The sequence below is a fragment of the Streptomyces sp. NPDC051578 genome (assembly GCF_044454045.1).
In the GTDB taxonomy this organism is placed as follows: domain Bacteria; phylum Actinomycetota; class Actinomycetes; order Streptomycetales; family Streptomycetaceae; genus Streptomyces.
On sequence record NZ_JBITDH010000001.1, the window covers coordinates 1,968,256 to 1,993,959 of the forward strand.

Annotated in this window: 25 protein-coding genes and 1 pseudogene; 9 read left to right on the forward strand and 17 right to left on the reverse strand. The window is 71.4% G+C overall.

The features are described 5' to 3' along the window. Window positions 1-1,065, reverse strand: a pseudogene (locus tag ACIA6C_RS08825) (hypothetical protein); the annotation flags it as partial. Between the two features lie 149 nt (window positions 1,066-1,214). Next, on the reverse strand, window positions 1,215-2,921 hold the full coding sequence (locus ACIA6C_RS08830; protein WP_399273889.1) for a glycerol-3-phosphate dehydrogenase/oxidase: 1,707 nt from the start codon (window positions 2,919-2,921) through the stop codon (window positions 1,215-1,217). Between the two features lie 286 nt (window positions 2,922-3,207). On the opposite strand from ACIA6C_RS08830, the gene ACIA6C_RS08835 reads away from it, so the two are divergent. Continuing rightward, window positions 3,208-4,437 (forward strand): nucleotide sugar dehydrogenase, encoded by a 1,230-nt coding sequence (locus ACIA6C_RS08835; RefSeq protein WP_361129716.1) that lies wholly within the window; start codon window positions 3,208-3,210, stop codon window positions 4,435-4,437. A 114-nt stretch (window positions 4,438-4,551) separates the two neighbouring features. After that, a complete protein-coding gene (locus tag ACIA6C_RS08840; RefSeq protein WP_399273891.1) occupies window positions 4,552-5,022 on the forward strand; it encodes a hypothetical protein in 471 nt (156 codons plus the stop codon). 78 nt (window positions 5,023-5,100) lie between these two features. Here the strand turns inward: ACIA6C_RS08840 and ACIA6C_RS08845 are convergent, their stop codons facing one another. The 4 genes from ACIA6C_RS08845 to ACIA6C_RS08860 all read right to left on the reverse strand — a co-directional run bounded on the left by ACIA6C_RS08845 (window position 5,101) and on the right by ACIA6C_RS08860 (window position 9,586). Further along, complete coding sequence (locus ACIA6C_RS08845; protein WP_361133833.1) at window positions 5,101-6,225, reverse strand: GuaB3 family IMP dehydrogenase-related protein; 1,125 nt, start codon at window positions 6,223-6,225, stop codon at window positions 5,101-5,103. 223 nt (window positions 6,226-6,448) lie between these two features. Further along, window positions 6,449-7,948 (reverse strand): IMP dehydrogenase, encoded by a 1,500-nt coding sequence (gene guaB, locus ACIA6C_RS08850; RefSeq protein WP_361133836.1) that lies wholly within the window; start codon window positions 7,946-7,948, stop codon window positions 6,449-6,451. A gap of 132 nt (window positions 7,949-8,080) precedes the next feature. Beyond that, window positions 8,081-8,710: a sigma-70 family RNA polymerase sigma factor gene (locus ACIA6C_RS08855; RefSeq protein ID WP_329197567.1), complete on the reverse strand. Its 630-nt coding sequence runs from the start codon at window positions 8,708-8,710 to the stop codon at window positions 8,081-8,083. Between the two features lie 264 nt (window positions 8,711-8,974). Beyond that, the gene (locus ACIA6C_RS08860; protein ID WP_003948568.1) at window positions 8,975-9,586 is read right to left on the reverse strand and encodes a response regulator transcription factor; all 612 of its coding nucleotides are present in this window, start codon (window positions 9,584-9,586) and stop codon (window positions 8,975-8,977) included. Between the two features lie 374 nt (window positions 9,587-9,960). Between ACIA6C_RS08860 and ACIA6C_RS08865 the strand changes: the two genes are divergently transcribed. Beyond that, the gene (locus tag ACIA6C_RS08865) at window positions 9,961-10,287 is read left to right on the forward strand and encodes a WhiB family transcriptional regulator (protein WP_136213260.1); all 327 of its coding nucleotides are present in this window, start codon (window positions 9,961-9,963) and stop codon (window positions 10,285-10,287) included. Window positions 10,288-10,459: 172 nt separating this feature from the next. On the opposite strand, the gene ACIA6C_RS08870 is transcribed toward ACIA6C_RS08865, so the two are convergent. After that, window positions 10,460-11,368, reverse strand: coding sequence for a LysR family transcriptional regulator (locus tag ACIA6C_RS08870; RefSeq protein ID WP_399273894.1), 909 nt, complete (start codon window positions 11,366-11,368; stop codon window positions 10,460-10,462). Window positions 11,369-11,485: 117 nt separating this feature from the next. Here ACIA6C_RS08870 and ACIA6C_RS08875 point away from each other — a divergent pair, with 117 nt between their 5' ends. Together ACIA6C_RS08875 and ACIA6C_RS08880 are read left to right on the forward strand one after the other, a co-directional pair. Continuing rightward, window positions 11,486-12,259: an SDR family oxidoreductase gene (locus ACIA6C_RS08875; RefSeq protein ID WP_366082680.1), complete on the forward strand. Its 774-nt coding sequence runs from the start codon at window positions 11,486-11,488 to the stop codon at window positions 12,257-12,259. A gap of 84 nt (window positions 12,260-12,343) precedes the next feature. Continuing rightward, entirely contained in the window at window positions 12,344-13,078 is a 735-nt protein-coding gene (locus ACIA6C_RS08880) for an ester cyclase (RefSeq protein ID WP_399273897.1), read from the forward strand. A gap of 141 nt (window positions 13,079-13,219) precedes the next feature. Here the strand turns inward: ACIA6C_RS08880 and groL are convergent, their stop codons facing one another. Beyond that, on the reverse strand, window positions 13,220-14,848 hold the full coding sequence (gene groL / locus ACIA6C_RS08885; RefSeq protein WP_190183028.1) for a chaperonin GroEL: 1,629 nt from the start codon (window positions 14,846-14,848) through the stop codon (window positions 13,220-13,222). A 138-nt stretch (window positions 14,849-14,986) separates the two neighbouring features. Then, window positions 14,987-15,295 carry a co-chaperone GroES gene (gene groES / locus ACIA6C_RS08890; RefSeq protein ID WP_030230757.1) on the reverse strand — a complete coding sequence of 103 codons (309 nt, stop codon included), beginning with the start codon at window positions 15,293-15,295 and terminating at the stop codon, window positions 14,987-14,989. A gap of 315 nt (window positions 15,296-15,610) precedes the next feature. Between groES and ACIA6C_RS08895 the strand changes: the two genes are divergently transcribed. After that, entirely contained in the window at window positions 15,611-17,008 is a 1,398-nt protein-coding gene (locus ACIA6C_RS08895; protein WP_399273899.1) for an FtsW/RodA/SpoVE family cell cycle protein, read from the forward strand. A 27-nt stretch (window positions 17,009-17,035) separates the two neighbouring features. Here the strand turns inward: ACIA6C_RS08895 and ACIA6C_RS08900 are convergent, their stop codons facing one another. Together ACIA6C_RS08900 and ACIA6C_RS08905 are read right to left on the reverse strand one after the other, a co-directional pair. Next, window positions 17,036-17,914: a polysaccharide deacetylase family protein gene (locus ACIA6C_RS08900; protein WP_399273901.1), complete on the reverse strand. Its 879-nt coding sequence runs from the start codon at window positions 17,912-17,914 to the stop codon at window positions 17,036-17,038. Then, window positions 17,911-18,855: a polysaccharide deacetylase family protein gene (locus tag ACIA6C_RS08905; protein ID WP_399273903.1), complete on the reverse strand. Its 945-nt coding sequence runs from the start codon at window positions 18,853-18,855 to the stop codon at window positions 17,911-17,913. Before ACIA6C_RS08905 ends, ACIA6C_RS08900 begins: the two co-directional genes overlap by 4 nt. 92 nt (window positions 18,856-18,947) lie before the next feature. On the opposite strand from ACIA6C_RS08905, the gene ACIA6C_RS08910 reads away from it, so the two are divergent. Then, entirely contained in the window at window positions 18,948-20,135 is a 1,188-nt protein-coding gene (locus tag ACIA6C_RS08910) for a methyltransferase domain-containing protein (RefSeq protein WP_399273905.1), read from the forward strand. Window positions 20,136-20,218: 83 nt separating this feature from the next. After that, a complete protein-coding gene (locus ACIA6C_RS08915) occupies window positions 20,219-21,403 on the forward strand; it encodes a serine hydrolase domain-containing protein (protein WP_399273907.1) in 1,185 nt (394 codons plus the stop codon). A 66-nt stretch (window positions 21,404-21,469) separates the two neighbouring features. Here ACIA6C_RS08915 and ACIA6C_RS08920 read toward each other — a convergent pair whose 3' ends face one another. The 5 genes from ACIA6C_RS08920 to tsaB are packed head-to-tail and all read right to left on the reverse strand — an operon-like array spanning window position 21,470 to window position 24,709. Then, window positions 21,470-22,087, reverse strand: a complete 618-nt coding sequence (locus tag ACIA6C_RS08920; protein WP_366082409.1) for a hypothetical protein — start codon at window positions 22,085-22,087, stop codon at window positions 21,470-21,472. Window positions 22,088-22,133: 46 nt separating this feature from the next. Then, on the reverse strand, window positions 22,134-22,406 hold the full coding sequence (locus ACIA6C_RS08925) for a hypothetical protein (protein WP_361133865.1): 273 nt from the start codon (window positions 22,404-22,406) through the stop codon (window positions 22,134-22,136). Then, complete coding sequence (gene tsaD / locus ACIA6C_RS08930) at window positions 22,403-23,512, reverse strand: tRNA (adenosine(37)-N6)-threonylcarbamoyltransferase complex transferase subunit TsaD (RefSeq protein WP_399273910.1); 1,110 nt, start codon at window positions 23,510-23,512, stop codon at window positions 22,403-22,405. Before tsaD ends, ACIA6C_RS08925 begins: the two co-directional genes overlap by 4 nt. After that, entirely contained in the window at window positions 23,505-24,029 is a 525-nt protein-coding gene (locus ACIA6C_RS08935) for a GNAT family N-acetyltransferase (RefSeq protein ID WP_399274544.1), read from the reverse strand. Before ACIA6C_RS08935 ends, tsaD begins: the two co-directional genes overlap by 8 nt. Before the next feature lie 17 nt (window positions 24,030-24,046). Beyond that, window positions 24,047-24,709 carry a tRNA (adenosine(37)-N6)-threonylcarbamoyltransferase complex dimerization subunit type 1 TsaB gene (gene tsaB / locus ACIA6C_RS08940; RefSeq protein WP_399273912.1) on the reverse strand — a complete coding sequence of 221 codons (663 nt, stop codon included), beginning with the start codon at window positions 24,707-24,709 and terminating at the stop codon, window positions 24,047-24,049. A gap of 196 nt (window positions 24,710-24,905) precedes the next feature. Between tsaB and ACIA6C_RS08945 the strand changes: the two genes are divergently transcribed. After that, window positions 24,906-25,457, forward strand: a complete 552-nt coding sequence (locus ACIA6C_RS08945) for a hypothetical protein (protein WP_361133875.1) — start codon at window positions 24,906-24,908, stop codon at window positions 25,455-25,457. 48 nt (window positions 25,458-25,505) lie between these two features. Here ACIA6C_RS08945 and ACIA6C_RS08950 read toward each other — a convergent pair whose 3' ends face one another. Beyond that, window positions 25,506-25,694 (reverse strand): hypothetical protein, encoded by a 189-nt coding sequence (locus ACIA6C_RS08950; RefSeq protein ID WP_361133878.1) that lies wholly within the window; start codon window positions 25,692-25,694, stop codon window positions 25,506-25,508. Between the last annotated feature and the right edge of the window lie 10 nt (window positions 25,695-25,704).

Here is a 25,704-nt window from a genome sequence, read left to right on the forward strand (position 1 = left end):
CGCCGCCTTGGCCAGGTCGGCCTTAGCCGCCCCACCAGCACCTGGCTTCGCCGCCACGTCCGCTGACGCAGCCTGCTCGGCTCCGGCCTCCGCCGACTCGGCGTCAGCCGACTTCCCGGCCGCCGCCTTGCTCAGGTCGGCCTCAGCCGCCCCACCAACGCCCGGCTTCGCCGCCACGTCCGCTGACGCAGCCTGCTCGGCTCCGGCCTCCGCCGACTCGGCGTCAGCCGACTTCCCGGCCACGGGCGCCGCCTTGGCCAGGTCGGCCTTAGCCGCCCCACCAGCACCTGGCTTCGCCGCCACGTCCGCTGACGCAGCCTGCTCGGCTCCGGCCTCCGCCGAGTCGGCGTCAGCCGACTTCCCGGCCGCCGCCTTGCTCAGGTCGGGCTCAGCCGCCCCACCAACGCCCGGCTTCGCCACATCGTCCGCTGACTCGGTCTGCTTGGCCCCGGCATCAGCCGTCTCGGAGGAGCCGAGCTTCCCAGGCGGAGGGGCCGCCTTGTTCAGGTCGGTCTTCGCAGCGCCCCCGGCGGGCATCGGCTTCGCGCTCCGCGTCTTCGCCTCGACGGGCTCGCCCTCCGCAGGCGCGGCCCCGCCATCCTTGGTCGCCTCGCCCGCAGCTCCGGCGTCCCGCACCTCGGTGGCCGCCGACTCGCCGTCAACCGGCTTCCCGGACCCGGGCTTGCCCGTCCCGGCCGCCGCCTTGGTCAGGTCGGCCTCAGCCGCTCCACCAACGCCCGGCTTCGCCGCAGCGTCCTCAGGCGCAGCCTGCTCGACCCCGGCGTCAGCCGACTCGGCGGAGCCGGGCTTCCCAGCCGGAGGGGCCGCCTTGTTCAGGTCGGCCTTAGCCGCCCCACCGACCCCCTGCTTCGCCGCAGCCTGCTCCGACCCGGCGTCAGTCGACCCGGCGTCAGCCGGCTTGCGCGCCCCAGCGGCGCCACCGGCGCCCCCGGCGGCAGCGGGATCCGCGTCGGCGTGCTCGGACCCCGCCCTACCCCGGGCCGGCTTCGCGGCGCCAGCGCCAGCGACACCGGCAGGCGATTCGGTGTGATCCGGCTTCGACATGCGTCCCCTCTGCGTTCGTGCAGCCTGCCCCGGCTGCCCCGGCAGCCGCCGGGGGGCACGGTAAACCGCCCCGGCAGAACCCTCATTGTTGCTCACTCCGCAACGGACGGACGCCCCGGGTCCGCGGTTCCCCCTCCCGGATCCCGGAGTTACAACGGAACGATGTCGGGCGCACCCAGCCGCGCCGCGTCCGCCGTCTGGTCGTCCGGCTGGCGCTGCGATTCCCGTTCGGCCTCCACCCGCTTCTCGTAGTGCTCGACCTCCTTCTCGATCTGCTGCTTGTCCCACCCCAGCACCGGAGCCATCAACTCCGCACACTCCCGCGCCGATCGCGTCCCACGGTCGAACGTCTCGATCGAGATCCGCGTCCGCCGCGTCAGTACGTCGTCCAGGTGCCGCGCCCCCTCGTGCGACGCGGCGTACACCACTTCTGCCCGCAAGTAGTCGTCCGCACCCGACAACGGCTCCCCCAACCCCGGATCGGCCGCGATCAGGTCGAGCAGTTCCTCCGTCAGCGACCCGTACCGGTTCAACAGGTGCTCGACCCGCACCACATGCAGGCCCGTCCGGCCGGCGATCCGCGCGCGCCCGTTCCACAGCGCCCGGTACCCCTCCGCCCCCACCAGCGGGACGTCCTCCGTCACGCAGTCGGCCACCCGCTGGTCCAGCCCGTGCACGGCCTCGTCCACCGCGTCCTTCGCCATGACCCGGTACGTCGTGTACTTGCCGCCCGCGACCACCACCAGCCCCGGCACCGGGTGCGCGACGGTGTGCTCGCGCGAGAGCTTGCTCGTCGCGTCCGACTCGCCCGCCAGCAGCGGCCGCAGGCCCGCGTACACGCCCTCGACGTCGTCCCGCGTCAGAGGGACCGCCAGGACCGAGTTCACGTGCTCCAGCAGGTAGTCGATGTCGGCGCTCGAAGCCGCCGGGTGCGCCTTGTCGAGGTCCCAGTCGGTGTCCGTGGTGCCCACGATCCAGTGGCGGCCCCACGGGATGACGAACAGCACGGACTTCTCGGTCCGCAGGATCAGCCCGGTGGAGGAGTTGATCCGGTCCTTCGGTACGACCAGATGGATGCCCTTCGACGCCCGGACGTGGAACTGGCCGCGTTCGCCGATCAGCGCCTGCGTGTCGTCCGTCCACACCCCGGTGGCGTTCACGATCTGCTTGGCGCGGATCTCGTACTCCCCGCCGCCCTCGACGTCCCGCACCCGCGCCCCGACCACCCGTTCGCCCTCGCGCAGGAAGCCGATGACCCTCGCCCGGTTGGCGCAGTGCGCCCCGTACACCGCGGCCGTCCGGACCAGGGTCGTCACGTACCGGGCGTCGTCCATCTGGGCGTCGTAGTACTGCAGGGCCCCCACCAGGGCGTCCTTGCGCAGCGCGGGCGCGATCCGCAGGGCGCGCTTGCGCGAGAGGTGCCGGTGGGTCGGCAGGCCCCGTCCGTGCCCGCTGGAGACCGACATCGCGTCGTAGAGGGCCACGCCCGAACCGGCGTAGAACCGCTCCCAGGCCTTGTGCTGGAGCGGGTAGAGGAACGGCACGGGCTTGACCAGGTGCGGGGCCAGCCGCTCCAGCAGCAGACCGCGTTCTTTCAGCGCTTCGCGCACGAGCGCGAAGTCGAGCATCTCCAGGTAGCGCAGGCCGCCGTGGATCAGCTTGCTCGACCTGCTCGACGTGCCCGACGCCCAGTCCCTGGCCTCCACCAGGCCGGTCGTCAGGCCTCTGGTGACGGCGTCGAGCGCGGTTCCGGCGCCGACCACGCCCGCGCCGACGACCAGCACGTCCAGTTCGCGTTCGGCCATTGCGGCGAGCGCCTCGGCGCGTTGCGCCGGTCCCAGTGTCGCTGTCCTCACGGCTGCCTCCCGTTGTGCGGGCGAACCCGCCTGCTGCGGGCGAACCCGCTCGATGCGGGCGTACCCGCCTGCTGCGGGCGAACCCGCACCCCTCCCCGTCCACGATTCTCACCGGCCGCTCCCGACTCGGCCACCGCCTGTGGACAACACAACGGTAGCCATCCCTCCGGAATGCGACATTTCAGTCATATATACGCCTAGTCTGACATTGCACCAGCCCTGCTCATCCCCAGGGCTTGCGCGCCCAGCCCGCTCATGTAAGGGAAGGGAAGGGACGGCTACCCCCATGCCCGCAGATCTCGCCGTCATCGGACTCGGCCACCTCGGCCTCCCCCTCGCCCAGGCGGCCGTCGCCGCCGGAATCGAGACAGTCGGCTACGACAGCGGTCCGGCCACGGACAGCAGCCTCACCGCCGCCGAAATCCGCCGCATGTCGGCGGCCGGCTTCCGGATCACCACCAACCCCGCCGAGCTCGGCCGGGTCCGCACCGCCGTCATCTGCGCCCCCACCCAGCTCGGCGCCGACCGGGCACTCGACCTCTCCGCGGTCGGCGAGGCCGGCCACACGCTCGCCGCCCGGCTGCGGCCCCACACCACCGTCATCCTCGAATCCGCGGCCCACCCCGGTGCCACGGAGGACTACCTGCGCCCGATCCTCGAAGCCGGCTCCGGACTGCGCGCCGGCCGGGACTTCCACCTGGCCTACTCCCCCAGCCGCCTCGATCCCGGCAACCGCACCCACGGCATCGCCAACACCCCCAAGGTCATCGGCGGCCTCACCCCCGCCTGCACCGAGTCGGCACACGCCTTCTACGCCCGCATCACCGAGAAGGTGGTCCGAGCCCGCGGCCTGCGCGAGGCGGAAACCGTTCAGCTGCTGGAGACCAACTACCGGCACGTCAACATCGCCCTCATGAACGAGATGGCGGTCCTCTGCCACGACATCGGGGTCGACCTCTGGGACGTCATCCGCTGCGCCGAGACGAAGCCGTACGGGTTCCAGGCGTTCCGCCCCGGCCCGGGCGTCGGCGGCCACGGCGTCCCCCTGGACCCCACCTACCTCCCCCACACCACCCGCACCCCGGGCCACCCGCTGCGCATGGTCGGTCTGGCGCAGGAGGTCAACACCCGGATGCCGCAGTACGTCATCCAGCGCTCCGCCACCCTGCTGAACGAGCACGGCAAATCCGCCCGCGGCGCCCGCGTCCTGCTGCTCGGGGTCACGTACAAGCCCGACCTCGCGGACCAGGAGGGTTCCCCGGCCCCGGAGATCGCCAGCCGGCTCATCGACCTCGGCGCGCTGATCAGCTACCACGATCCGTACATCTCGGGCTGGCGTGTCCGGGACCGGCCGGTCCCGCGGGCCGAATCGTTGTACGAGGCCGCCGCGAACGCCGACCTGACGATCCTGCTCCAGCACCACCGCACGTACGACCTCCAAGGCCTCGCGGTCAAAGCCCAGTTGCTCCTGGACACCCGCGGCGCCAGCCCGGCCGGCGCGGCCCACCGGCTCTGACCGCCGGGAAATCCCCCCTCCGGATGTCGGAGCGGCCTGCTAGCTGCGGCGTCGCTTATCTCGCACTTATGTCCCTCGGGCATCCGTGCGTCCGCATCCCTGGGGGGACCCTTCATGAGCCAGCAGTTCCAGCCGCCCGCGCCCTCGTCCTACACCGAGGTGGCCGCCCCGGCGCCCGCCCGTTCCGGCAACGTGGCCCTCGGCGTCGTCGCCGCCCTGGTGGCGGCCGTGGTGGCGGCCGGCATCTACGGCGCGATCATCGGCGTCACGAAGTACCAGGTGGGCTACGCCGCGGTCGGCGTCGGCGCCCTCGTCGGCTTCGCCGCGGGCAAGCTGGGCGGGCGCAACCCGCTCCTGCCGGTCGTCAGCGTGCTGGTCTCGCTGGCCGCGATCTTCGCCGGCCAGATCTTCGGCATCGCCATGATCGGCGCGGACGAGCTCAAGGTGGGCGTGCTCGACGTCCTGAACATGGGCGTGTCGCTCCTCGTCGACGCCTGGAAGGAAGACGCGGGCCCCATGACCTTCCTCTTCCTCGGCATCGGCGGCTTCGTCTCCTTCGGCGCGGCCAAGAAGGCCGCCGCCTGACCCGCCCCGCGTGTGCGGAAGGGCCCGGCTCCCCCTCGGGGAGCCGGGCCCTTCCGCACACGCGGGGTCCGGAGCCGGTCAGCGGCTGTGCTGGGAGTCCGCGACGGTGACCTCGACCCGCTGGAACTCCTTGAGCTCGCTGTAGCCGGTGGTGGCCATCGAGCGGCGCAGGGCGCCGAAGAGGTTCATCGAGCCGTCCGGGGAGTGCGACGGGCCGGTGAGGATCTCCTCGGTGGTGCCGACCGTGCCCAGGTCGACCTTCTTGCCGCGCGGCACGTCCTCGTGGACGGCCTCCATGCCCCAGTGGTTGCCCTTGCCGGGCGCGTCCGTGGCGCGGGCCAGCGGGGAGCCCATCATCACCGCGTCGGCGCCGCAAGCGACGGCCTTGGGGATGTCCCCGGACCAGCCCACGCCGCCGTCGGCGATGACGTGCACGTAGCGGCCGCCGGACTCGTCCATGTAGTCGCGGCGGGCCGCGGCCACGTCCGCGACGGCGGTGGCCATCGGGACCTGGATGCCGAGCACGTTGCGCGTGGTGTGCGCGGCGCCGCCGCCGAAGCCGACCAGGACGCCCGCGGCGCCGGTGCGCATCAGGTGCAGGGCCGCCGTGTAGGTGGCGCAGCCGCCCACGATGACCGGCACGTCGAGCTCGTAGATGAACTGCTTGAGGTTCAGCGGCTCGGCGGCGCCGGAGACGTGCTCCGCGGACACGGTGGTGCCGCGGATCACGAAGATGTCCACGCCCGCCTCGACGACGGCCTTGGAGAACTCGGCGGTGCGCTGCGGGGAGAGCGCGGCGGCGGTGACCACACCGGAGTCGCGCACCTCCTTGATGCGCCGGCGGATCAGGTCCGCCTGGATCGGCGCGGAGTAGATCTCCTGGAGCCGGCGGGTCGCGGTCGCCTCGTCCAGCTCCGCGATCTCGTCCAGCAGCGGCTGCGGGTCCTCGTAGCGGGTCCACAGGCCTTCGAGGTTCAGCACGCCGAGGCCGCCGAGCTCGCCGATGCGGATCGCGGTCTGCGGGGAGACCACCGAGTCCATGGGGGCGGCCAGGAAGGGGAGCTCGAAGCGGTACGCATCGATCTGCCAGGCGATCGAGACCTCCTTCGGGTCCCGCGTACGCCGGCTCGGGACGATGGCGATGTCGTCGAACGCGTACGCCCTGCGGCCGCGCTTGCCGCGCCCGATCTCGATCTCAGTCACGTGTGGTGGCCTTTCCTCTGGGTCTGCCCGTCCAGTATCCCCGAACCCCGGGGGCCCGCGTTCCGGTGACCGCTGTACGGACGCCATTCCAGCCCCGCCGGCGTTTGCGGCGTGGGGTCTGGGGCAGAGCTCCAGCGCGGCGCGCAGCGCCGGTCACCCACGGACGCCGGACGGCCGAAGGGCGGGCCCGGTCACCCCGGCCCGCCCTTCGTCAAAGCTCCACTCAGCCCTTGCGGGAGTAGTTCGGCGCCTCGACCGTCATCTGGATGTCGTGCGGGTGGCTCTCCTTGAGCCCCGCCGAGGTGATCCGGACGAAGCGGCCCCGGTCCTGCAGCTCGGGGACCGTGCGGCCGCCGACGTAGAACATCGACTGGCGCAGGCCGCCGACCAGCTGGTGCACGACCGCGGACAGCGGGCCGCGGTAGGGGACCTGGCCCTCGATACCCTCGGGGATCAGCTTGTCGTCCCCGCCGACGCCCTCCTGGAAGTAGCGGTCCTTGGAGAAGGAGCGCTGGTCGCCGCGGGACTGCATCGCGCCGAGCGAGCCCATGCCGCGGTACGACTTGAACTGCTTGCCGTTGATGAAGAGCAGCTCGCCCGGGGACTCCTCACAGCCCGCCAGCAGCGAGCCGAGCATCACGGTGTCCGCGCCGGCGACGAGCGCCTTGGCGATGTCGCCGGAGTACTGGAGGCCGCCGTCGCCGATGACCGGGACGCCCGCGGCCTTCGCGGCGAGCGAGGCCTCGTAGATGGCGGTGACCTGCGGGACGCCGATGCCGGCGACGACGCGGGTGGTGCAGATGGAGCCGGGGCCGACGCCGACCTTGATGCCGTCGCAGCCGGCGTCGATGAGCGCCTGGGCGCCGTCGCGGGTGGCGACGTTGCCGCCGATGACGTCGACGCCGGAGTTCGACTTGATCTTGGCGACCATGTCGCCGACCAGGCGGGAGTGGCCGTGGGCGGTGTCGACGACGATGAAGTCGGCGCCCGCCTCGATCAGGGCCTGGGCGCGCTCGTACGCGTCACCGGCGACACCGACGGCCGCGCCGACGAGCAGCCGGCCGTCCTTGTCCTTGGCGGCGTTCGGGTACTTCTCGGCCTTGACGAAGTCCTTGACCGTGATGAGGCCCTTGAGGATGCCCGCGTCGTCGACGAGCGGCAGCTTCTCGATCTTGTGGCGGCGCAGCAGCTCCATGGCGTCGACGCCGGAGATGCCGACCTTGCCCGTGACCAGCGGCATCGGGGTCATGACCTCGCGCACCTGGCGGCTGCGGTCCGACTCGAAGGCCATGTCGCGGTTGGTGACGATGCCCAGCAGCTTGCCGGCGGCGTCGGTGACCGGGACACCGGAGATGCGGAACTTCGCGCAGAGCTGGTCGGCCTCGCCGAGCGTCGCGTCGGGGTGGACCGTGATCGGGTCGGTGACCATGCCCGACTCGGAGCGCTTGACCAGGTCGACCTGGTTGGCCTGGTCGGCGATGGAGAGGTTGCGGTGCAGTACGCCGACACCGCCCTGGCGGGCCATCGCGATGGCCATGCGGGCCTCGGTGACCTTGTCCATGGCCGCGGAGAGCAGCGGGACGTTCACCCGGACGTTGCGGGAGATGAGGGAGGAGGTGTCGATCTGGTCCGGCGCCATGTCCGACGCGCCCGGCAGCAGCAGGACGTCGTCGTAGGTCAGTCCGAGCGTGGCGAATTTGTCGGGCACTCCGTCGGCGGTCATGACACCTTCCCAATGGTCTTGCTCAGCGCGGATGTCCATGCTAACGGGATCCCGGGGCGTCTCATTCCACGACCAACATCAACCGTCAGTTTCGTCTGTTCCTACGACCACTGACCGTGAGGGAACGTGTCCCTACTGCTCGGCGAGGGCGCGCAGCCGGCTGAGCGCGCGGTGCTGCGCCACCCGTACGGCGCCGGGCGACATCCCGAGCATCTGCCCGGTCTCCTCGGCGGTCAGACCGACCGCCACCCGCAGGACGAGCAGCTCGCGCTGATTCTCGGGGAGGTTGGCCAGCAGCTTCTTGGCCCAGGCGGCGTCACTGCTCAGCAGCGCCCGCTCTTCGGGCCCCAGCGAGTCGTCGGGCCGCTCCGGCATCTCGTCGGACGGGACGGCGGTGCTCCCCGGGTGGCGCATGGCCGCCCGCTGGAGGTCGGCGACCTTGTGCGCGGCGATGGCGAAGACGAACGCCTCGAAGGGGCGGCCGGTGTCCCGGTAGCGGGGCAGCGCCATCAGGACGGCGACGCACACCTCTTGCGCCAGGTCCTCCACGAAGTGACGAGCGTCACCGGGAAGTCGGGACAGCCGGGTACGGCAGTAGCGGATGGCGAGGGGGTGCACGAAGGCGAGCAGGTCGTGGGTGGCCTGCTCGTCGCCTTCCACCGCTCGGCGTACGAGCGCGCTGACGGCCCCGGCACCGCCGCCTTTGGCGGCGTCCGTGTGGCTTGTGGCCGTGGGTGACCCCTGGGCCTCGTCGTCGCGCATCGATCCATGGTGCCCTGGCACGGGACCGTTCGTGGCACCGCGGTCCTGGTTGTGCGTCGAAGCGTTATGAGCGGGTGCGCCGGAACTCATGGTTTGCGCCCTCCCCTCCGCTCGGCCCGAATGGTCCCTGAGGCCACATCTTCGAAAATGCGGCACACCCTCAAGGATGCGGCATCGCGCCCGAAGCGACACGTCCCCCGGATTGTGCCCCGCCAACCCCCGCTTGCGCACCGGGTACGGCGGGACACTCTGGGTGCTCCGCGGTCAGCGGACCAGGCCCCAGCGGAACCCGAGTGCCACGGCGTGCGCCCGGTCCGAGGCGCCGAGCTTCTTGAAGAGCCTGCGGGCGTGCGTCTTGACCGTGTCCTCGGAGAGGAAGAGCTCGCGCCCGATCTCCGCGTTGGAACGGCCGTGGCTCATGCCCTCCAGCACCTGGATCTCGCGCGCGGTGAGGGTGGGCGCGGCGCCCATCTCGGCGGAGCGCAGCCGGCGCGGGGCCAGTCGCCAGGTCGGGTCGGCGAGCGCCTGGGTGACCGTGGCCCGCAGTTCGGCGCGCGAGGCGTCCTTGTGCAGATAGCCCCGGGCTCCGGCGGCGACCGCGAGGGCCACGCCGTCCAGGTCCTCGGCGACCGTCAGCATGATGATGCGGGCGCCCGGGTCGGCCGAGAGCAGCCGGCGAACCGTCTCCACACCGCCGAGGCCCGGCATCCGGACATCCATCAGAATGAGATCGGAGCGGTCGGCACCCCAGCGGCGGAGGACTTCCTCGCCGTTGGCAGCCGTCGTCACACGCTCGACGCCGGGCACGGTGGCAACCGCGCGACGGAGCGCCTCTCGGGCAAGCGGGGAGTCGTCGCAGACGAGGACGGAAGTCATGACCGCCCTCCGCAGCTGATGCGCGTCACCTTGAGCCTCCAGGCTGGTACGTATCGTCACCTGTGCGGTCGATGCCCCCGGACACCTGTCCGAGAACTTCTTGGTTCAACCGCCTTCGCACTCTCAACGATGGTCACTCGAAAGAGTTACGGGTCGGACGGACACCTTCGGCACTCTACGTGAGGACGCGATCACGGCGCAGGAGCCACGAGCCCCCGGTCCTCCATCTGGAGCTATGCCCTATTTGGCGGCTTTCCTTCCGTTCGCCCTGTGTCTGAGGCTAGATTCCCAATGAGTCATATTTACATCTACTACGACTGTAGATGTGGAGACATGGACCCTATCCGCCTCAACCGGCACCAAGAGGACTACCCATGGCAGATTTCTCCCGGCTCCCCGGACCGAACGCCGACCTCTGGGACTGGCAGCTGCTGGCTGCCTGCCGCGGGGTCGACAGCTCCCTCTTCTTCCACCCGGAAGGCGAGCGGGGCGCGGCCAGGAGCGCGCGCGAGGCCTCGGCTAAAGAGGTCTGCATGCGCTGTCCGGTGCGCGCGGAATGCGCCGCGCACGCACTCGCCGTCCGCGAGCCCTACGGGGTGTGGGGCGGCCTCACCGAGGACGAACGCGAAGAGCTGATGGGACGCGCACGCCACCGGCTGATCCCCGCGTCGAGCGCTACCGGTCCGGCCGCTCCGCACTGACGCCCACCCACCGAACCGTCCGAAGGAACGTTTCCTCACTCCGAGGGCGGATCATCCGAAGATCACTCGATCCCACCCGGAACCTTTACGCCGAACCTCCGTGAGCCCCTCCCGCGGAACTCTGCCGACGCGGCGCGCCCGGGCGTGTCGCACCGCCCCCGGACCGGGACCGTCACGCCCCCATGGACGCGGCGGCCCGCTCCAGTTCCACCAGGGTCGCGGCCACCGCCGGGACCCGGGCGAGGTCGGGCAGGGTCAGCGCCACGACCTCGCGCTCGACGGCCGGCTCGACCACCACGGCGCTGACCCCCTTGGCCCGTACGGACTCCACCGCGAGCTCCGGCAGCACCGCCACCCCGAGCCCCGCCCCGACCAGGCCGACCACCGCCGGGTAGTCGTCGGTCGCGAAGTCGATGCGCGGGGTGAAGCCCACCTCCTCGCACACCTCGACCAGATGGCGTCGGCAGCGCGGGCACCCCGCGATCCACGGCTCCCCGGCCAGCTCTGCCATGCCCACCCGGCCGGCTCCGGCCAGCCGGTGCGTCTCGGGGACCAGCCCCACGAGCCGGTCGGTCAGCAGGGGCCGCACCACCAGGTCCTCCCACTCGGCGGCGGGGCCGGCCGAAGCCCCGTACCGGAAGGCCAGCGCCAGGTCGCAGTCCCCCTCGCGCAGCATCTCCACCGAGCGCGGGGGCTCGGCCTCGACCAGCGAGATCCGGGTGCCGGGGTGCTCGGCGCGCATGGCCGCCAGCGCCGTGGGGACCAGCGTGGAACTGCCGCTGGGGAACGACACAAGCCGGACCCGGCCCGCGCGCAGCCCGGCGATCGCCGCGACCTCCTCCTCGGCGGCGGTCAGTCCGGCCAGGATGCCGGCGGCATGCCTGACCAGCGCCTCGCCGGCCTGGGTGAGCCGCATCTCGCGGCCGGTCCGGATGAGCAGCGGGGTGCCGGCCGACTGCTCCAGAGCCTTCATCTGCTGGGAGACGGCCGGCTGGGTGCAGCCCAGTTCGCGGGCGGCGGCGGAAAAGGACCCGGTCCCGGCGACGGCGCGCAGAACCCGTAGATGACGTGCCTCGATCACCCTTCGAGCATAAGCCCACCTTTGACCGAAGCGGGAATGCTCCAGGCTCGCTTTGGGGCGTGGGGTGCGACGGGGGCGACTGGCGAACCGGGCCCGGAATAAAGCTAGGTTGCGCCTATGACGACTGCGTTGATTACGGGATCCACGGCGGGCATCGGCGCCGCCTTCGCCCGGCGGCTCGCCGCCCAGGGACACAACCTGGTGCTGGTGGCGCGGGACACCGAGCGCCTGGGTGAGCAGGCCACCGAACTGCACGACCGGCACGGCATCGAGGCGGAGGTGCTGACCGCCGACCTGTCCACGGAGAAGGGAATCGCCGCGGTCGAGGCCCGCCTCGGCGACCGCACGCACCCGGTCGACCTGCTGGTCAACAACGCCGGCTTCGGCAACAAGGGCAGCTTCCTCCAGGTCCCCATGGCGGACGAGCTGACGATGCTGAAGGTGCACATCGAGGCGGTGCTGCGGCTGACCTCGGCGGCGGCCGAGTCGATGCGCTCGCGCGGGCGCGGCGGTGTCGTCAACGTGGCCTCCGTGGCCGCCTTCGTGCCGCGCGGGACCTACGGGGCGAGCAAGGCGTGGGTCGTGCAGTTCACCCAGGGCGCGGCGCGGGACCTGGCCGGGAGCGGGGTGCGGCTGATGGCGCTGTGCCCGGGATTCGTACGGACCGAGTTCCACGAGCGGGCCGGGATGGGCACCGACAACATCCCGGGGTGGATGTGGCTGGACGCCGACAAGCTGGTGGCGGCGGCACTGGCCGACCTGGCGCGGGGCAAGACCGTCTCCATCCCCGACCCGCGGTACAAGGCGCTGATGGGCGTGGTGAAGCTGACGCCGCGCGGGCTGCTGGGCGGGGTGACGTCGCGTACGGGCCGCAAGTACGGGCCCCGGTAACTCCCTGAGCGCGGCGCCGACCGGGACGAACCTCCCTAAACTGGATGTGTCTCATCTGGGTCCATCCAGCCGGGAGGCGACGCGATGACTTTCGTGCAGGTAATTGATTACGAAACCAAGCGGTTCGAAGAGATGAACGCGCTCATCGACCGCTGGGCGGAGCAGGCGAGCGGCCGGCGGACGGTCACCCACACGATGATCGGACGGGACCGCGACGCCAAGACGCACTACGTCGATCTCGTCGAATTCCCCTCGTACGAGGAGGCCATGAGGAACTCTCAGCTGCCCGAGACGGACCGGATGTTCCAGGAAATGGTGTCCCTCTGCGAAGGCATGCCGAAGTTCATGAACCTGGACGTCGTCCGCGACGAGTACCTCAACAAGCTGCTCGTGAACCGGATCTTCGAGGACCTGGCGGAGAAGGGCAACTTCGACGTCATGGAGGAGTGCGTCGCGGCCGGCTACATCGACCACGACATGATGCGGATGCCCGGCAACGCCGACGGGCGCGAGGGACTGCGCCAGAGCATGACGATGTGGCGCGACGCCTTCGACTTCACCTTCGACCTGCACCGCCAGATCGCCGAAGGCGACTGCGTCACCACCCTGTGGAACTGGACCGGCAGGCAGAAGGGCGAGTTCATGGGGGCCCCCTCGACGGGACAGGAGGTCAGCATGGCGGGCTGCACCACCTTCCGGATCGAGAACGGCCAGGTCGCGGAGGGCTGGTGGTACTACGACGCCCCCGGCCTGATGCGCCAGCTGGGCATGAACACGGGCATGGCCTCGCGCAGCACCACCCAGGACATGGGCATGTGACGCACACGGGGTGTCCACGGCGCGCCCCACGGCACACGGGGTTGCGCACAGCCCGCCCCACGGCACGGGAAAGCCCCGGTCCCCACCGCTTCGCAGCGGCGGGAACCGGGGCTTCCCCGGTTCAGCTCAGCTCTGACGTGGTCAGTGGCTGTGGCCGTGACCGTGGCCGTGACCGGCGTCGGCCTCTTCCTCGGCCGGCTTCTCGACGACCAGGGTCTCGGTCGTGAGCAGCAGGGAGGCGATGGAAGCGGCGTTCTCCAGCGCGGAACGGGTGACCTTGACCGGGTCGATGACGCCGGCCTTCACCAGGTCGCCGTACTCGCCGGTCGCGGCGTTGAAGCCCTGGCCCTTGTCGAGCTCGGCGACCTTGGCGGTGATGACGTAGCCCTCGAGGCCCGCGTTCTCGGCGATCCAGCGCAGCGGCTCGACGGCGGCACGGCGGACGACGGAGACACCGGTGGCCTCGTCGCCGGAGAGGCCGAGGTTGCCCTCCAGCACCTTCACGGCGTGGACGAGGGAGGAGCCACCGCCGGAGACGATGCCCTCCTCGACCGCGGCGCGGGTCGCCGAGATGGCGTCCTCGAGGCGGTGCTTCTTCTCCTTGAGCTCCACCTCGGTGGCGGCGCCGACCTTGATGACGCAGACGCCGCCGGCGAGCTTCGCCAGGCGCTCCTGCAGCTTCTCGCGGTCCCAGTCGGAGTCCGTGGACTCGATCTCGGCCTTGATCTGGTTGACGCGGCCGAGGACCTCGTCGGAGCTGCCGCCACCGTCGACGATGGTGGTGTCGTCCTTGGTGATGGTCACGCGGCGCGCGGTACCGAGGACGTCCAGACCGGCCTGGTCGAGCTTGAGGCCGACCTCCTCGGCGATGACGGTGGCACCGGTGAGGGTGGCCATGTCCTGGAGCATCGCCTTGCGGCGGTCACCGAAGCCGGGGGCCTTGACGGCGACGGCGTTGAAGGTGCCACGGATCTTGTTGACGACCAGGGTCGAGAGGGCCTCGCCCTCGACGTCCTCGGCGATGATCAGCAGCGGCTTGGAGGCGCCGGCCTGGATGACCTTCTCCAGCAGCGGCAGGAGGTCCTGGATGGAGGAGATCTTGCCCTGGTTGATCAGGATGTACGGGTCGTCGAGGACGGCCTCCATACGCTCCTGGTCGGAGACCATGTACGGCGAGAGGTAGCCCTTGTCGAAGGCCATGCCCTCGGTGAACTCCAGCTCCAGGCCGAAGGTGTTGGACTCCTCGACGGTGATGACACCGTCCTTGCCGACCTTGTCCATCGCCTCGGCGATGAGCTCGCCGACCTGCTGGTCCTGCGCGGAGAGCGCGGCCACCGCGGCGATGTCGGACTTGTCCTCGATCGGGCGGGCGGTCGCGAGGAGCTCCTGGGACACGGCCTTGACGGCGGCGTCGATGCCCTTCTTGAGGGCGGCCGGGGAGGCGCCGGCGGCGACGTTGCGCAGACCCTCGCGGACCAGCGCCTGGGCCAGCACGGTGGCGGTGGTGGTGCCGTCACCCGCGATGTCGTTGGTCTTGGTCGCCACCTCCTTCACGAGCTGGGCGCCCAGGTTCTCGTACGGGTCGTCCAGCTCGACCTCGCGGGCGATGGTGACACCGTCGTTGGTGATGGTGGGCGCGCCGAACTTCTTGTCGATGACGACGTTGCGGCCCTTGGGGCCGATCGTCACCTTCACCGTGTCGGCAAGCTTGTTCACACCGCGCTCAAGGGCGCGACGGGCGTCCTCGTCGAACTTCAGAATCTTCGGCATGGGAGCGGTTCAGTCCTCTCGTTGCGATCCTCGGCCGCTCACCGCGACCGCCACCGCCTAGAACGAACTACGCCCCTAGCCCCCCGGCATCAGCAGGGTGACCAGGGGCGCAGCTCAAAGCAAAACTGGAGAAGTGGCTTACTTCTCGACGATCGCGAGCACGTCGCGGGCCGAGAGGACGAGGTACTCCTCGCCGCTGTACTTCACTTCGGTGCCGCCGTACTTGCTGTACAGCACGATGTCGCCGACGCTGACGTCCAGCGGGAGACGCTGGCCGTCCTCGAAGCGACCCGGACCGACCGCAAGGACGACGCCCTCCTGGGGCTTCTCCTTCGCGGTGTCCGGGATGACCAGGCCGGAGGCCGTGGTCTGCTCGGCGTCGAGCGGCTGGACCACAATGCGGTCCTCAAGCGGCTTGATGGCAACCTTGGAGCTGGCGGTCGTCACGATCCGACCTCCCCCTTCGGAGATCCGGGGTTAACTGTCTGAGGTGGCGACCAGGTCGATCCGTCGTCGCGGGTGCCGGACCTGCCTGTCGCTGTGTTGGCACTCACCGGGGGCGAGTGCCAGGTGCGAGACTATTCCGGCGATTAGCACTCGGTCAAGCGGAGTGCCAACACACCACCCGACGGATTGCGGATCACCCCCCTCCGAACGGCCCCGGACGGCGCCGGGCGGGCCTTCCAGGAACCATCGTCAGGGCTTCCTCGTCGTAGTGGATATGAAGATAAAACGCCCTAATACCGGCGGTGAAGGCATCCCGTGCGGGGTCTGAGGCCGCTGACGGTGGCCGGCGCGCGCCGTCGTACCGAAGCATTGCTGCTCGTCCTCGTCACCGGCATCGCCGTTTTCGGTCATGCCGCGGCAGGTCTGGCGATGAACGGCGCACTGCCGCCGAAGCTCACCGGCTTCACCATCAGCCTGACGCTGCTGTCGCTGGTGGGGCACCTGGGCATCCGCCGCTTCGCGCCGTACGCGGATCCGCTGATCTTCCCGCTGGCCATGCTGCTGACCGGGCTCGGGCTCGTCCTCATCAACCGCCTCGACCAGGGGTACATCGAGCGCTACGGATCCGACGCGAACGCCCCCGGTCAGCTGATGTGGACGGTGGTCGGGGTCGCCGCCTGCCTGCTGGTGGTGGCGCTGCTGCGCGACCACAGACTGCTGCAGCGCTTCATCTACCTCACGATGGCCGTCGCGCTGGTGCTGCTCATCGCGCCGGCCTTCTTCGGCGCGGACACCTACGGGGCGAAGCGCTGGATCATCCTGTTCGGGTTCTCGCTCCAGCCGGGCGAGTTCGTGAAGATCATGATCGCGGTCTTCTTCGCGGGCTACCTGGTCGTCCACCGGGACTCGCTGGCCCTGACGGGCCGCAAGTTCCTGGGGATGCGGCTGCCGCCGATGCGGCAGCTCGGGCCGATCGTCACCGTCTGGGTCCTGTCGCTGCTGGTGCTCGTCTTCGAACGGGACCTCGGTACGTCGCTGATCTTCTTCGGCGTGTTCGTGGTGATGCTGTACGTCGCCACGGAACGCACCAGCTGGATCGTCTGCGGCCTGGTCATGGCGGCGGGCGGCGCCTTCGTGGTGGGCTCGACCGAGCCGCACGTCAAGGCGCGCGTGGCGGCCTGGCTCAACCCGCTGTCCTACTACTGGAAGGACCGGCCGTCGGGCGTCACCTCCGACCAGTCGGCGCAGGCGCTGTTCAGCTTCGGCACGGGCGGCATCACCGGCACCGGACTCGGCATGGGCCACCCCGAGCTGATCAAGTTCGCGGGGCGCAGCGACTTCATCCTGACCACCGTGGGCGAGGAGCTCGGCCTCGCGGGGGTGATGGCGGTCCTGCTGATCTACGCGCTCCTCGTCCAGCGGGGCCTGCGGATGGCGCTGGCGGCGCGGGACCCGTTCGGCAAGCTCCTGGCGGTGGGGCTGGCGGCGGCGCTGGCGCTCCAGGTGTTCGTGGTCGCGGGCGGCGTCACGGGCCTGATCCCCCTGACGGGCAAGGCCCTGCCCTTCCTGGCGAAGGGCGGCTCGTCCCTCCTGGCCAACTGGCTCATGATCGCCCTGCTGCTCCGCATCAGCGACAGCGCGGAACGCCAACGCGAGGCGGATGCCCACGACCCGGCGGAGGCGGGGCTGACGCCGGCGGGGGCGGGGGTGTAGGGGGTCCCGGGGCGGGATGCTCCGCCCCTACAGGTAGTCCTCCAGGCGGGCGATCTTGAAGCCCTGTTCCTGGATGCGGGTGAGCATGTTGGCGGTCATCTTGGTTTCGGTTTCGCCCTTGAGTTCCGCCGGGCCGCGGAAGTGGGCGAGGATGATGTCGCCCGGGCGGAGCGCGGAGCCCTCGGCGTACTGGAAGCCGGTGATCTGCATCGACACGCGCCACAGGATGACCTGGGAGATGCCGCACTCGGAGGCGGCCTTGAGGGTGTTGTCGTTGTAGTTGCCGAACGGCGGCCGGAAGCGGGTCGGTTTGGTACCGAAGCGCTTCTCCAGGCGTTCCTGCTGACCGCATATCTCCCTCTTCTGCGCCGCGAAGTCCAGCGTGCGCAGGTTGGGGTGGGTCAGCGTGTGGTTGTTTATCGTGCTGCCGCTGCCGTTGTCGCGCAGCGTCTGGAAGTGGCCGTAGTCGGACGAGGCCACGTTGTCCGTGAGGAACATGCTGATCGGCAGCTTGAGGTCGGCCGCCATCTTGAGGAACTGCGGGTCCTTCTCCGCGCCGTCGTCGAAGGTCAGGAAGACGACCTTGTCGGTCGGCGCGACGGGTATTCGGTCTATGACGGCCGGCTTGCCCGGCGCGGCCTTGGGGAGCTGCGGCTTCTGGGCGGGCTTCGGCGCGTACTGGACCGGGGCCGTCAGCCCCCACTTGCGGTACGCGTCGTCCGCCGAGGCCGCCGGCGCCGGGGACGAGGCGGCGGTGGACGGGGAGGCCGACGGCTTCCCCGCCTCCTGCTTGGTCTTGCGGCCCAGTCGTTCGATGGGGTCCACGCTGTTCCCGCACCCCGACAGGGACAGCGCGAGCGCGCCGGCTGCGAGCGTCCCGGCTATCAACCGGCGCGCGTACTTCACAAGTAGTCCTCCAGGCGAGCCACGGCGTATCCCTTGTCCGTGACGGTCTTCATGACATGACGGATCATGTCAGGCATCGTGCCCTTCCAGTCGTCCCGGCCCCGGAAGTGCGTGAGGATGATGTCGCCGGGGTGGAGGTCCCGGTCCCATTCACGGTAATCCATCCGGTTCACGAACGCCTCGGCGTTCCACAGCGGGACGGCCTTGATGCCGCAGGACTTCGCCGCGCGCAGCGTGTCCTGGTTGTAGTTGCCGTAGGGGGGCCGGAAGAGTGTCGGCCGCTTGCCGAACTGCTTCTGGATGGTGTCCTGCTGGCCGCAGATCTCCTCGCGCTGCTGTTCGTAGTCGAGGGCCGGCAGGTAGCGGTGGTTGAGCGTGTGGTTGTTCAGGGTGACGCCCGCGGCCTGCATCTCCTTGAAGTACGGGTAGTTGTCCCGGACCAGGTAGTCGCTGAGGAACGCCGTGTAGGGGAGGTGGAGCTCCTTCATCATCTTGAGGAACTCGGGGTCCTTCTCGGCGCCGTCGTCGATCGTCAGGAAGACGACCTTGTCCTCGGTGGGGACCGTGGTGAAGACGGGCGGCAGGTCCTCCTGGCCTTCGACCTCGAAGCCGTCGCGGGTGGTGATCTCCGGCTTCGTCTTGGGCGCGGGCGGGGCGGTCAGCGGCGGCTTGGCCAGTTTCCACTTCTTCGCGGCGGCGATCCGGGCTTGCTGGGCGGCCTTCTGCTGCTCGGCGGGGTTGGCGAGCGCGCCCGCGGCGCCCGAGCCTTCGGCGCCGGTGCCGCCCTTGGGCTTGGTGGCCGGCGGGTTCGAGGAGCCGCATGCGGTGCCCAGCGCGGCGACCAGCAGCGCGGCGAGGGCCACCCCGTACCGGCCGAGCGGACGCGCCGCGGGCCGATGACCTTGTTGCGTCTTATTTCCCTTTTGTCGTACAGGCTGCATAGCGACGGATACTCCCAGGACACTCCCCCGGGCCCCGGCAGACACCGCGAGCGGAGCTCGACCTTCCATCGACTGGCCCACACTGGCCGACAATGGACCGCGTGACCCCCGAAGACTTCGCCGCCCTGCTCACCCCCGAGGGGCGCGCCCTCCTCGACTCGCTCCACGACTACGACGCCGCCCAGGAGCTGGCCGTGGCGACCCGGCTGCGCCGCGAGCACCCCGCCGCCCTGGTCTCCACCGCGCTCGGGCAGGCCCGCCTCAGGCAGCGGGCGGCCGTGAAGTTCGGGGCCGAGGACGCCTTCCGCATGTACTTCACCCCCGGGGGCGGCGAGATGGCCACCCGCGCCTCCGTCGCGGCCTACCGCGCCGGCCGGCTCGCGGCCCTCGGCGTACGCAGCGTCGCGGACCTGTGCTGCGGCATCGGCGGGGACGCCCTGGCCCTGGCCCGGCTGGGCATCCGGGTGCTGGCGGTGGACCACGACCCGCTGACGGTGGCCGTCGCCCGGGCCAACGCCGAGGCGCTGGGGCTGGCGGACCTGATCGAGGTCCGGGAGGCGGACGTGACGACCGTCGACACCGCCGGTTACGACGCCGTCTTCATCGACCCGGCCCGGCGCGGCGGCCGGGGCCGGATCTTCGACCCCGAGAGCTACTCGCCGCCGCTGTCCTGGGCCGTCGCGGCCGCGCGCAGCGCCCCGTACGCCGCCATCAAGATCGCCCCCGGGATCCCGCACGAGGCCGTCCCGGCGGAGGCCGAGGCCGAGTGGATCTCCGACCAGGGGGACGTGAAGGAGGCCGTGCTGTGGTTCGGGACGGAGCCCGGCAGCGTACGGGCCACGCTGCTGCCGGGGCCGCGCGCGCTGCGCACCGCCGATCCGCTGCCGGACCCCGAGGCGGGGCCGGTGGGCCGGTACCTGTACGAGCCCGACGGCGCCGTGATCCGCGCCCATCTCGTCGCGGAGGTCGCCGAGCAGCTGGGCGGCCGCCTGATCGACCCGACCATCGCCTACATCACCGCGGACGAGCTGCGCGCGACCCCGTACGCGACCGCGTACGAGATCACCGACGTGCTGCCCTTCGGCTTGAAGAAGCTGAGGGCGCTGCTGCGCGAGCGCGGCGTCGGCGTCCTGACCGTGAAGAAGCGCGGTTCGGCCATCGAGCCGGAGGAACTGCGCAAGAAGGTCAAGCCCCAGGGCCCGCATTCGGCGACGGTGATCCTGACCCGCGTCGCCGGTGCTCCCTCGATGCTGATCGGGGCGCCCGTGGAAGGGCCGTGAACGGCCCGGTCGCCGGGCGGGCGCCGGGTTCATAGGCTGGGAGGGTCAGCCTCGGGGCCCCGGTCGTTCAGAGGTGGTGCGCCATGCGCAGCTTCCGGGCCGTCCCCGCGATGGCGGCCGCTTCCCTGCTGCTGACGGCCCTGTGCGCGGGGCAGGCCCCCGCCGCGGAGGCCCCGGGACGGGCCGGCGTCGATCCGGCCACCGCGCGGCGGATCGACGACGCGGTCACGGCCGCCATGAAGGAGGAAGGCATCCCGGGGGTCACCGTCGGGCTGTGGTTCGACCGCGGCCACGGCTCGTACGTACGCTCCTTCGGCACCGCCGACACCGCGACGGGCGCCCCGATGGAGCCCGGCCTCCACACCCGGATCGGCAGCGTCACCAAGAGCTTCACCGTCACCGCGGTGCTCCAGCTCGTGGACCGGGGCAGGCTCCGCCTCGACGACCCCGTCTCGAAGTACCTCGACGGGGTGCCGGGTGGCGGCCGGATCACCATCCGCCAGCTCGCCGCCATGCGCAGCGGCCTCTACAACTACCCCTCCGACGAGGCCTGGCAGGCCGAGCTGCGCGCCCACCCCACCCGTTCCTGGAAGCCCCAGGAGCTGCTCGACGTGGCGTTCCGGCACCCGGCCCGGTTCCCGCCCGGCGCCCGGTGGGAGTACTCCAACACCAACACCGTGCTGCTCGGACTGCTCGTGGAGAAGCTCGGCGGGCAGGACCTCTCCGGCTACCTGCGTGACCACGTGCTGGAGCCCGTGGGGCTCAAGGACACGGCGCTCCCGAAGGGCGCCGAGATCCCGAGCCCGTACGTCCACGGCTACACGGTCGCCGGGACGCCCGGCGGGAAGGTGCTCGACGCCTCCCGGTGGAACCCCTCCTGGGGCTGGGCGGCCGGTGCGATGACCTCCACCCTCGACGACCTGCGCACCTGGGTCCCCGCGCTGACCGGCGGGAAACTGCCCGACGGCAAGCGGCTGCTGGAGCCGGGGACGCAGGCGCAGCGCATGGAGGCCCTGCCGACCGGCCTCCCGGGCGTGCGCTACGGGCTGGGGGTCCTCGACGTCAACGGCTGGGTCGGGCACAACGGCGAGCTGCCCGGCTACGAGACGATCGCCGTCCGGCATCCGCAGCAGGGCGTGGTCATGGTGGTCATCGTGAACTCCGACATCGACAAGGACACCGGGAGCCTGAGCAACCTCATCGGCAAGACGGTCACGCGGATCGCGGTCCCGGACCACCTGTGGTCGGTTCCGGCGCCGTCCTCCTGAGGGCCGTCCCTCGGTCACGCGGCGCCCGCGGGGGCCGCGGGGGCCGCGGGGGCCGCGGGGCAGCCCTCAGGCCCTCTCGCCGAAGGCGCGCACGGTCCAGCGGTGGTGCGCGCCGGCCTTGCCGAGACCGAGGAGGGCGGTGACCCACAGGATCAGGCCGAGCCCCATGAGGTAGGTGACCTCGCCGTTCGTCACCTCGCCCGGCCGCGCCTCGACCGCCGTCCCGAACGTCACCCACAGCCCGACCGCGCCGAGGGCGAAGGAGGCGAGCAGCCAGGTCAGGCTGCGCCACGGCGCGCGCACCAGGGCCGCCGCGGCCGGGTCGCGGTCGGATTCGGCCCAGGCGCACAGCAGCCGGCGCAGCTGCCGGTCCCGTTCGGCGCCCTTGGCGAACCAGATCCCGGCCGGCACCAGCACGGCCGTGCCGAGCGCGCCGAAGACGGCCCCGAGGAGGTACGAGAGCGGGTCGTGGCTTTCGATCGCCATCAGGGCCATGCCGATGAAGCTCCAGCCGAGGGCGAAGACGGCTGCCACCGCCCAGAGCGACAGCAGCCGGCCCGGGGCGAGGATGCGCCGGGCCAGTTCCTGGAGGAAGCGCGCGCGCTCGGCGCGTACGACGGACTCGTCCAGCCACTCCCGCAGGTGCGCGGGCGGCGGCGGGGGCGGCAGGTCATGACGAGGCATGCACATGACCGTACGAGGACCTGATACAGGGTCACTCGACCGGCGCTCAGCCGCCGGCAACCTCCACCGACTCGAATCGCCAGCGGTGCACGGCCCGGGTGATCAGGTCCGCGGCCGGCTCGGGAAGCTCGGGCAGCTCCGCCGCCACGCCCTCCGCGGCCTCCCACCAGGTGACCACCAGCACCCGGTCCTGCGGGGCCCGCAGCACCTCGCGCCGCACCGGCTCCCGGGCCAGGACCTGGGCGCGGGCCCACTCCAGCAGCTCGTTGCCCCGGCCGGGCACGGCCCGGGCCTCCCACATCAGCGCGACCGTGCTCATGAGTAGAGGTTGTCCTTGCTCACCTCGTGCACGTGGTCGTGGCCGTGCCCGTGGTCTCCCCGCGTCCCCGGAACGTGCGGGTCCGTCACCGGCAGCGAGGAGTCCGCCGACAGGTCCCAGTCCGAGGCCGGCCGGTTCCGCTTGACCATCTCCGCGCCGAGCGCGGCCACCATCGCGCCGTTGTCCGTGCACAGCTTGGGCCGCGGCACGCGCAGGGTGATCCCCGCGTCGTCGCACCGCTCCTGGGCCAGCGCCCGCAGCCGGGAATTGGCCGCGACACCGCCGCCGATCATCAGGTGGTCGACGCCCTCGTCCTTGCAGGCGCGGATCGCCTTGCGGGTCAGCACGTCCACCACGGCCTCCTGGAAGGACGCCGCCACATCGCGCACCGGCACGTCCTCGCCCGCCTTCCGCTTCGCCTCGATCCAGCGGGCCACCGCCGTCTTGAGGCCGGAGAAGGAGAAGTCGTACGCCGCGTCGCGCGGCCCCGTCAGCCCGCGCGGGAAGTTGATCGCCTTCGGGTCGCCCTCCCGGGCGAGCCGGTCGATGACCGGACCGCCCGGGAAGCCCAGCTGGAGCACGCGGGCGATCTTGTCGAAGGCCTCGCCGGCCGCGTCGTCGATGGTCGCGCCGAGCGGCCGTACGTCGGCGGTGATGTCCGGCGCGAGCAGCAGCGAGGAGTGGCCGCCCGACACCAGGAGCGCCATGGTCGGCTCCGGCAGCGGCCCGTGCTCCAGCTGGTCGACGCAGATGTGCGAGGCGAGGTGGTTGACCCCGTAGAGCGGCTTGCCCAGCGCGTACGCGTACGCCTTCGCCGCCGAGACGCCCACGAGCAGCGCCCCCGCGAGGCCCGGGCCCGCGGTGACGGCGATGCCGTCGAGGTCGCGGGCGCTGACGCCGGCTTCCTTGAGGGCGCGGTCGATGGTCGGGACCATGGCCTCCAGGTGCGCGCGGGAGGCCACCTCGGGTACGACACCGCCGAAGCGCGCGTGCTCGTCGACGCTGGAGGCGACCGCGTCGGCCAGCAGGGTGGTGCCGCGGACGACGCCGACGCCGGTCTCGTCGCAGGAGGTCTCGATACCGAGGACGAGGGGTTCGTCAGCCATGGGTCTCACCTTGTACGGGTCCGTCCGCGAGGACGGAGTGTGCGGGATCGGAAAGGCGCATCACGAGCGCGTCGACGTTGCCGGGCTGGTAGTAGCCCCGGCGGAAGCCGATCGGCTCGAAACCGAAGCGCTCGTAGAGCTTCTGGGCGCGGGTGTTGTCCACCCGCACCTCCAGAAGCACCTCGGCGCACTCGAAGGCGGTCGCGTGGCGCAGCAGGTCGTCGAGGAGCCGGGCGCCGAGGCCGGTGCCCCACTGGTCGCGGGCCGCCGCGATGGTCTGTACGTCGCCCAGGTCCCCGGCGGCGGCCAGCCCGGCGTAGCCGACGATGCGGCCGGTGGCCCCCTCGGCTCCGGCGGCGCCGCTGCCGGGAGGGATCTCGGCGACGACGTAGCGGCGGCTGGCGTGCGGGCCGCGCGCGTGGGCGAGCTCGGACCAGAACATTCCGGCGGACCAGGCGTCCTCGGGGAACAGCTCGTGTTCCAGTTCCAGCACGGGCCCGATGTCCCACCAGCGCATCTCGCGCAGTACCGCGGTCACTTCGGGGTGACCACCTTGTAGTTCTTGGGTACCTGGGCGTCGGGGCGGCGCAGGTACAGCGGGGTCGGAGGCAGGAACTCCAGGCCGGCGGCGATCCGCTGCGCCGCCAGGGCCGCGAGGGAGGCGGCGCTCTGGTGCTCGGGCCCGCGGGCGTCGGTGAAGACGTCCGGGTACAGCAGCGCGCCCTGTCCGACCGCGGGCAGCCCCGCGACGTGCTCGGCGATGTCGGCGGGGCGGTCCACCGCCGGGTCGCCGACGCGCGTGCGCGGGTCTTCGTACCGGGCCCAGTAGACCTCCTTGCGCCGCGCGTCGGTGGCGACGGTGAAGGGGCCCTCGATCCCGGCGGCGCCGGCCGCGTGGGCCAGGCCGTCCAGGGTGCACAGGCCGTGCACCGGGACGCCGAGGACGGCGGCGAATGTCGAGGCCGTGACGAGGCCGACGCGCAGCCCGGTGTAGGGGCCGGGGCCGACGCCGACGACGATGCCGGTGACGGCTTCGAGTTTCACCCCGGCCTCGGCGAGGACCTTGTCGACGGAGGGCAGCAGCAGCTCCCCGTGACGGCGGGCGTCGACCTGGTTCGACTCGGCGAGGACTGACTCGCCGTCGTGCAGGGCGACGGTGACGGCGGGCGTGGCGGTATCTACAGCGAGCAAGAGCACGCGAACAGCCTACGACTCCCGGGACCCCGGCCCTTGCGGCCGGTCGCGGGCCACCCCGGCTGCTACCTTTCGACCGAGGCAGTCGGTGCGGTGTTCGACCGGGTATTCCCGTACCGGTAACGGCCGGGGCCGGGACCCTACGACACAGGGCCGATGAGGACGTACACGCGGGGAGACCGCGGGAAGGCGGAGCAAGGTGGCACGCAGCAGCTCGGGAATCGTGGCCGGGCTCACCGTCGCGGCGCTGGCCGTCGTCGGTTTCCTCGGCTACCAGGCCTCGGCCACGGCGCCCGCCCGCCCCGCGAAGGCAGCCCCGCAGGCCCCCGCGCCGGCCCCGGGCCCCGCCCGGCCGGACCCGTCGAAGCCCGCCGCGGTGCCGGCCGACTCCGGGACCGGGGTGCGGGTCGTCTACTCGGTGTCCCAAAAGCGCGTGTGGCTGGTCGGCGAGGACGGCCAGGAGCCGAAGTCCTTCACGGTCATGCCGAGCACGGTCCACCCGGTGCCGGGCAGCTATCCGGTGGGCTCGCGCTCGGGCACGGTCACCGGCTCGGACGGCGTGCCGATCGAGCACGTCGTACGGTTCGCCACCACCGACGGCATCGCGATCGGTTTCAGCGCGCGCGTCGACGGCACGGTGCCGGAGCCGGACCAGTCGAAGAAGACGGGCGGCATCCGCATGTCGCGGGCCGACGGCGACGCGATGTGGGCCTTCGCGACGATCAACACGAAGGTGGTCGTCGTGCCCTGACGGGCACCCTTCATCTTTCACCCGTACGGGCGATGCCCGCAGGGAACCTCAGGCCGCTTCGGACTCCGCAGCGGCCTGTTCCCCGTCCTGGGGCACCGGCCGTACGGGGATGCGCGCGGGCGGCGTGGACACGGCGTCGGCGGCCGCGCAAGAGGCGAGCAGCGCCCCCACGGACACGACCTCGCCGGGCGCTCGCCCTGCTCCCGCTGCTGCGCGTGCTGCTCCTGCTGCCGACATGGCTGCCTCC

Excerpts from the sequence above, each read along its gene's own strand:
- ACIA6C_RS08880 (WP_399273897.1), top strand. The coding sequence starts at position 12,344 with ATGACTTTCGTGCAGGTAATTGATTACGAAACCAAGCGGTTCGAAGAG.
- ACIA6C_RS08925 (WP_361133865.1), bottom strand. The coding sequence starts at position 22,406 with ATGAGCACGGTCGCGCTGATGTGGGAGGCCCGGGCCGTGCCCGGCCGG.
- ACIA6C_RS08860 (WP_003948568.1), bottom strand. The coding sequence starts at position 9,586 with ATGACTTCCGTCCTCGTCTGCGACGACTCCCCGCTTGCCCGAGAGGCG.
- ACIA6C_RS08920 (WP_366082409.1), bottom strand. The coding sequence starts at position 22,087 with ATGCCTCGTCATGACCTGCCGCCCCCGCCGCCGCCCGCGCACCTGCGG.
- ACIA6C_RS08835 (WP_361129716.1), top strand. The coding sequence starts at position 3,208 with ATGCCCGCAGATCTCGCCGTCATCGGACTCGGCCACCTCGGCCTCCCC.
- ACIA6C_RS08865 (WP_136213260.1), top strand. The coding sequence starts at position 9,961 with ATGGCAGATTTCTCCCGGCTCCCCGGACCGAACGCCGACCTCTGGGAC.
- tsaD (WP_399273910.1), bottom strand. The coding sequence starts at position 23,512 with ATGGCTGACGAACCCCTCGTCCTCGGTATCGAGACCTCCTGCGACGAG.
- ACIA6C_RS08910 (WP_399273905.1), top strand. The coding sequence starts at position 18,948 with ATGGACCGCGTGACCCCCGAAGACTTCGCCGCCCTGCTCACCCCCGAG.
- groL (WP_190183028.1), bottom strand. The coding sequence starts at position 14,848 with ATGCCGAAGATTCTGAAGTTCGACGAGGACGCCCGTCGCGCCCTTGAG.
- ACIA6C_RS08840 (WP_399273891.1), top strand. The coding sequence starts at position 4,552 with ATGAGCCAGCAGTTCCAGCCGCCCGCGCCCTCGTCCTACACCGAGGTG.
- guaB (WP_361133836.1), bottom strand. The coding sequence starts at position 7,948 with ATGACCGCCGACGGAGTGCCCGACAAATTCGCCACGCTCGGACTGACC.
- ACIA6C_RS08875 (WP_366082680.1), top strand. The coding sequence starts at position 11,486 with ATGACGACTGCGTTGATTACGGGATCCACGGCGGGCATCGGCGCCGCC.
- ACIA6C_RS08950 (WP_361133878.1), bottom strand. The coding sequence starts at position 25,694 with ATGTCGGCAGCAGGAGCAGCACGCGCAGCAGCGGGAGCAGGGCGAGCG.
- ACIA6C_RS08915 (WP_399273907.1), top strand. The coding sequence starts at position 20,219 with ATGCGCAGCTTCCGGGCCGTCCCCGCGATGGCGGCCGCTTCCCTGCTG.
- ACIA6C_RS08855 (WP_329197567.1), bottom strand. The coding sequence starts at position 8,710 with ATGCGCGACGACGAGGCCCAGGGGTCACCCACGGCCACAAGCCACACG.
- ACIA6C_RS08905 (WP_399273903.1), bottom strand. The coding sequence starts at position 18,855 with ATGCAGCCTGTACGACAAAAGGGAAATAAGACGCAACAAGGTCATCGG.
- ACIA6C_RS08935 (WP_399274544.1), bottom strand. The coding sequence starts at position 24,029 with ATGCGCTGGTGGGACATCGGGCCCGTGCTGGAACTGGAACACGAGCTG.